This is a genomic window from Monashia sp. HAY1-5C, from assembly GCF_056755255.1.
In genome coordinates, this window is sequence record NZ_JBPGXG010000805.1 from 1 (window position 1) to 234 (window position 234).

A 234-nucleotide genomic window follows, 5' to 3' on the forward strand; every position below is an offset into this window, starting at 1 on the left:
GTATAAGGCGTAAGGAATAGTGCAACAAGCATTGAAGTTATTAAGGCAATGGCGACCGTAATAGGCAGTGATAGCATAAAGTCTTTTGCGATCCCTTCCATAAATAAAGCTAATGGAGCGAATGCAAAGATGATGGCCATTGTTGCCGTAAAAATCGGGAGTGCAAGTTGCTGAGCGGCCTGCCAGGCTGCCGTCCACGGTGTTAATCCTTCATCCAGCTTTTCGATATAGTTG

1 protein-coding gene is annotated in these 234 nt (G+C 45.3%); it reads right to left on the minus strand.

Translation table 11 applies throughout. The features are described 5' to 3' along the window. Nucleotides 1-234 (minus strand): efflux RND transporter permease subunit (locus ACR9ZK_RS23600; RefSeq protein ID WP_481344336.1); only part of this gene is annotated, 234 nt, incomplete at both ends.